This is a genomic window from Micromonospora sp. KC207 (assembly GCF_004348615.1).
In the GTDB taxonomy this organism is placed as follows: domain Bacteria; phylum Actinomycetota; class Actinomycetes; order Mycobacteriales; family Micromonosporaceae; genus Micromonospora.
On sequence record NZ_SMKJ01000368.1, the window covers coordinates 1 to 5,526 of the forward strand.

Sequence of the window (5,526 nt, forward strand, 5' to 3'; positions counted from 1 at the left end):
CGACGGGACCCTCCGGGGCACCCCCACCCGGCCCCTCGGGGGCGACCAGCAGCAGCGACACCGGCAGGCCGGCGCGCACCGCCGCCGCAACCACCGACGCCGCCGCCTCGCACGCCGCCTCGAACGACTCCGGGGCCGGATGGGCGGTCGCCCGGTTGTCCAGCAGCACCACGGTCCGGGGCAGGCTCGTGTCCACGTTCTCCCGCACCATCAGCTCGCCCACCCGCGCGCTGGTCCGCCAGTGCACCCGGCGCAACTCGTCGCCCACCACGTACTCCCGCAGCGAGTCGAAGGTGATCGACCCGTGCGGCACCCCGTCCACCCTGCCGTCGAGGCTGCGCCCGGCCCCCGTCGGCACCGCCGTCAGCGGGTGGATGCGCGGGTACACCCACACCGGCACCGTCGACGAGTACGACCGGGCCAGCGCCACCAGCCCCAACGGGTCGCGCCGGATCACCCGCAGCGGCCCCACCGGCACCACCCCCCGGCGGTCGGTCGGCACGTCGTAGCCGACCGTGGTGTCCCGGCCGGGGCGCAGCCGCAACACCGGCACCGGCACCGTCCGCTCGCCGCAGCGGTCCTCCGCGAGCAGGTTCGCCGCCCGAAGGCGCCCCGCGTTGCGCACCGTCAGCACCATCCGCGCCGGCTCGCCCCGCGACACCCGGTCCGGGTCGGCGCGCCGAGTCACCTCCAGCCGGGGCCGCCACAACGCCACCAGCAGCGCGTACCCCACCGCCACGGCCGCCGCCGCGCCGAGCAGCGTCAACTCCGGGTACGCGAACCGGAACCCGGCAGCGAGCAGCGCCACGGCGGCCACGATCAGCCCGGCGCCCCGGGCGGTGATCCCCACGCCCCGCAGCCCGCCTCAGCCCCGCACCGGGGCCGCCGCCGGGGCGACCTGGCCGGACGGCAGCGGCACCGGCACCGAGGCGACAGCCTGGCGCAGCACCTCGGCGGCGGTCACCCCGCGCACCTGCGCGTCGGAGCTGAGCAGCAGCCGGTGCGCGAACACCGGCTCGACGAGGGCCTTCAGGTCCTCCGGCATGATCCAGCCCCGCCCGTCGATCAGCGCGTACGCGCACGCCGCCCGGGTCAACGCGATCACCCCCCGGGGACTCACCCCAACCCGCACCTGCGGGTGACCACGGGTCGCGGCGGCCAGCCGGACCGCGTACGCGTACAGCGGCTCGGCGATGTGCACCCGCCGGGCCATCCGCACCATCTCACCGACCGTGTCGGTGTCGGCGATCGCCGGCAGCGCCTCGGGGGAGCGGACCGTCGCCCCGCGCAGCACCTCCACCTCGACCGCCTCGTCGGGATACCCGACGGACAGCTTCACCAGGAACCGGTCGAGCTGCGCCTCCGGCAGCCGGTACGTGCCGTCCATCTCCACCGGATTCTGCGTGGCGACCACCAGGAACGGTTGCGGCACCGGATGGCGCACCCCGTCCACCGTGACGGTGCGCTCCTCCATCACCTCCAGCAGCGCCGACTGGGTCTTCGGCGACGCCCGGTTGATCTCGTCGGCGATGACGATGTTGGCGAAGACCGGCCCCGGGTGGAACTCGAAGCCCCGGGTGGCCTGGTTGAAGATGGTCACCCCGGACACGTCCGAGGGCAGCAGGTCCGGGGTGAACTGGATGCGCCGCCACCGCCCCTTCACCGTGGCGGCGATCGCCCGGGCCAGGGTGGTCTTGCCGACCCCCGGCACGTCCTCCAGCAGCACGTGGCCCTGCGCGAACAGCGCGGTCAACGCCAGCCGGACCACCTGCGGCTTGCCCAGCACCACCGAGTTGACGTTCTCCGCCAGCCGCGCGGCGAGGGCCGCGAAGCCCTGCACCTCCGGCTGGGTGAGCGGTTCGTGGGTGTTCACGGCGGTGCTCCTTGCCTGGTGGCGCGGTCAGCAGGTCGGCAGGACGTTGATGTTGTCGCCGCCCTCCAGGTTGAGCCAGGCCCACGGGATGTAGTTCTTACCCTCGAACTCGACCCGCACCCACCAGGTGCTCTGCTTCTGGTCGTTGTAGATCCAGGAGTCGACGTTCTCGCCCTGCCTCCGGCAGTACGCCTTCAGCCGGGTGCCGGGCCTGGCCCAGCCGACCTGCTGGTCGTTGTCCTGCCGGGCGACCCGGAAGACCTCGTTGCCGTTGCGGCCGGCCACCTCCCTGTCGCAGTACGTCCGCTGGTCGCCGTCGGGCCCGTTGTTGCACGTCGCGACCCCGTACAGCGGGTCGGTGCTCTGCGCCCGTCTCGCGGTGCCCTCGCCGGCGGCGTTGCTCGCCGTCACCGTCGCCGTGTACGCGGTGCCCGGCGTCAGGCCCGGCACCGTGGCGCTGGCGCAGTTGCGCGCGGTGACCGGATTCTCGCCCGGGACACTGACCGTGCAGGTGGCCTGCCCGCCCCCGGCCTCCACCGTGAAGGTGACCGTGACGGCCGTGGCCGTGGCCGACGAGCCGGTGACCGTGACCCGGGGCGGCGCGACGGTGCGGGCGGTGGCCGTCGCCGCCGCGCCCGGACCCGCCTCGTTGACCGCCTTCACCGCCACCGTGACGTTCTGCCCGTCACCCAGACCGTCCACGGTGGCCCGGGTGTCGGTCACCTCGCTGCTCCGGCCACCCACGTCCACCAGGTACTTCGTCACGGGCCGACCGTTGGCCGCAGCCGGCGACCACTGCACCGCGATGGTGCCCGGCCGGTTCGCCACCGTCGTCGCCCGCAGGTCGACCGGCGCGCCGGGCGCGGCGAACGGCACCACGCTGTTGCTCACCGGGGAGGCCGCCGACCCGGCACCCCGGTCGTTGACCGAGACGACGGTGAACGCGTACTGCGTGCCGTATTCCAGCTCGCCGGCCGGCACGACCAGCTCCGTCTTCGTCGACTCGCCGGCCGGGGCGTTCGTGCCGGCCGAGGTCGCCGTCACCGCGTACTTCGCGATGGTGTTGCCCTGGCCGTTCGCGGCCGGCCACGTCACCAGCACCGTGCCGTCGGGCCGGGCCTGCGCGGTGACGCCGGACGGCGGGTCCGGCACCGCCGCAGTCGGGGTGACGGGGTTGCTGGTCCGCATCGGGCCCTCGCCCTTGGCGTTGACCGCGTGCACCGAGAACCGGTACGTCGCGCCGTTGGTCAGGCCGGTGATCTCCACCGACCGCTGGTTGGCGCCCACCTCGCGGCGCTGGCCGGCACCCTGCACCACGTACCGGGTGATCTCGGCGCCGTTCGCGGCGGCTGGCCGCCAGCTCACCCGGGCCTGCGTGTTGCCGGCCGACGCGGTGACGCTACGCGGCGCGCTCGGCTTGCCGACCTTCGGCTTCTTCGGCGGAGGCGGCGGCGGGGGCACCGGTGGCGGGTCGCCGCCGAGCACGTCGTTGGCGTACTTGTTGACCTCGCGCACCCGGTGCTTGTCGTCGACCACCCGCGCCGTCGACGAGTCCGGCGCGTTGATGAACAGCCGGTTCTCCCGCACCTCCAGCTCCAGGGGACCGGTGGAACCCTTGCCGCCGATCGTGTCGACGAGCTGACCGGCGGCGTCGAAGGAGTAGACGGTGCCCGTCGTCTCGTCGGCGCAGTAGTAGCGGTCCGCCCAGGCCACGGCCGGGCTGAGCCCGTCGCCCTGGCCCGGTACGGTGAACTGCCGCTCCTCGCCGGCGGTGCCGATCACGTGCACCTTCCGCTCGGCGGGGACGGTCACCGGCACCTTCGGGCCGCTGGTGCGCGCCGGCAGCGACCCCGGCCCGGCGATCGTCAGCGGGGTACGGACCACCTCGCCGCGCTGCACCCGCACCAGCGTGCCGGCCGTGCGGTCGAGCACCGCCACGCCGTCGTCCAACGCGGAGACGACCAACTCGTGACTGGCCTCCGCGACGTCGTATGTCTCGATCCTCTTCGCCGGAATGCCGCCGCCGGGCGGCGCGGCCGAACCCGGCTCGGACGGCAGCTCCGCCGCGGTGATCGCCGAGACGGTGCCCTCGGCCGGAACCGCGATCCAGAGCCGGCCCTCGCCGTCGAACGCCCCGCCGGTGATACCCGGTGGGTAGCGCACCGGCTCGCCGAACGGGGCCAGCGAGCGCGGGTCGAGCTGCCGGACGATGCCCTGCACGGCGTCCACCACGAACGCGGCGTCCTCGTGCAGCGCCACGCTGACGCCCAGCCCGGGAGTGGTCCGGGTGGTGGCGGTGATCTGTAGGGTGGCCAGATCCAATGAGCTGACCTGGCCGGTGTTCAGGTCGCGCAGGATCAGCAGCCGATCGGTCTGGGTTACCTGCATCGGGTGTCGTCGGGAGTCGGGGACCTCCACCCGGGTGTCCACCCGCGCGGTCACGCCGTTGACCCGCGCCAGCTCACTGCGCGCCGCGCTCCACAGCCAACTGCTGGCGTCGTAGTTGGCCACCGCGTTGTCGGCGGCGCCCAGCCCGAGGACGGTGAGCCCCATCGCGGCCAGCAGCGCGGTCACCGTGCCGACGGTGACCAGCCCGCCGCGCCAGCGGCGGCGGCGTGGAGCACCCGGCTCCGTGGTCACGGCGTCGTCGATGGTGGCCACAAGCGGCTACCTCCCCGTTCGTCGTGGCAGGTGGGGCACCGTCCACCGGCGACCCTCCCGTGAGCCGGGTGCCATCATATGGCCACCCTGAGGCAGGGGAAACCCGCACCGTCTCGCCGCGTGTACCCAGCGTGCGTGCCAGGTGGACGGATGTTCAGCGCGGTGTCGCGCCCGGCTCCCGCTGCGTGCAAACCTGCCCAGACGTGGCGAACGCGTCGGTCGAGTACACCGCGAGGACGGTGAAGCAGTAGTCCACCCGGGCGTTCAGTCCGTTCACCGTGTAGCTGGTCTGCCCCGGGTCCACCGTGGCCATCACTCCCAGCTTCTGCCCGGCTCGGCCGCCGGCCACCATGAACGGCACCGCGCCGGCCGACGGGTCCGTCCAGGTCAGGGTGATCGTGCTGCTGTCGTCCCGCAGCCCTAGGTCACCCGGCGGCGGTCCGCCCACCGTCGGCGTGGCCGACGCCGCCGGCGGCCCCGTCTCCGGCGGAGGTGCCGCGTCGCGGCCGAAGACCAGTACTGCGACGCCGACCATGATCACGAGGACGACCAGGGCCACCACCACGGCCACGACGATCATCAACCGGCCGCGCCCGGCGTTCTCCTCCTGTTGGTACGTCGTCTGCCAGGCCTCGTGCGGGGAGGAGTAGTCGTCGTCGACCCCCCGTCCACCCTGCTCAGGCCATGCCGGCCCGTCCGGCGTCCGCTGCCCGTCCGGCCCCTGCGTGGTTGGGCCGTGCCCTGCCTGCGCGTGCTCGGGCCAGGACGTCCGGTGGCCCTGGGGCGTTGGCGGGGGGCCGGCATCCGGCGGGGGCACGGGCGCGTTGGGGTGCGGTGCCGCCTGGTCCCGGCCGATCGGCTGCGGCTGGGCCTGAAAGATCGGCTGTGGCTGTGGCTGTGGCTGTGGCTGTTGCTCGGATGACGGTGATGCCTGCCGGGGCGATGGCGTCGTGGGCGGTGCCGGGGCGGCGTTGGGCCCGACCGGCGTCGGG

The 5,526-nt window shown here is 74.1% G+C and carries 4 protein-coding genes; all 4 read right to left on the reverse strand.

What is annotated here, in order from left to right; all coding sequences use genetic code 11:
- The coding region (locus tag E1258_RS29270) for a DUF58 domain-containing protein (RefSeq protein ID WP_132406807.1) at nt 1-850 on the reverse strand (850 nt) is incomplete at its 3' end.
- A 15-nt stretch (nt 851-865) separates the two neighbouring features.
- Nucleotides 866-1,873 carry a MoxR family ATPase gene (locus E1258_RS29275; RefSeq protein WP_132406809.1) on the reverse strand — a complete coding sequence of 336 codons (1,008 nt, stop codon included), beginning with the start codon at nt 1,871-1,873 and terminating at the stop codon, nt 866-868.
- A gap of 27 nt (nt 1,874-1,900) precedes the next feature.
- Nucleotides 1,901-4,534 carry a fibronectin type III domain-containing protein gene (locus tag E1258_RS29280; RefSeq protein ID WP_132406811.1) on the reverse strand — a complete coding sequence of 878 codons (2,634 nt, stop codon included), beginning with the start codon at nt 4,532-4,534 and terminating at the stop codon, nt 1,901-1,903.
- A gap of 154 nt (nt 4,535-4,688) precedes the next feature.
- The coding region (locus E1258_RS35250; protein WP_243715767.1) for a fibronectin type III domain-containing protein at nt 4,689-5,526 on the reverse strand (838 nt) is incomplete at its 5' end.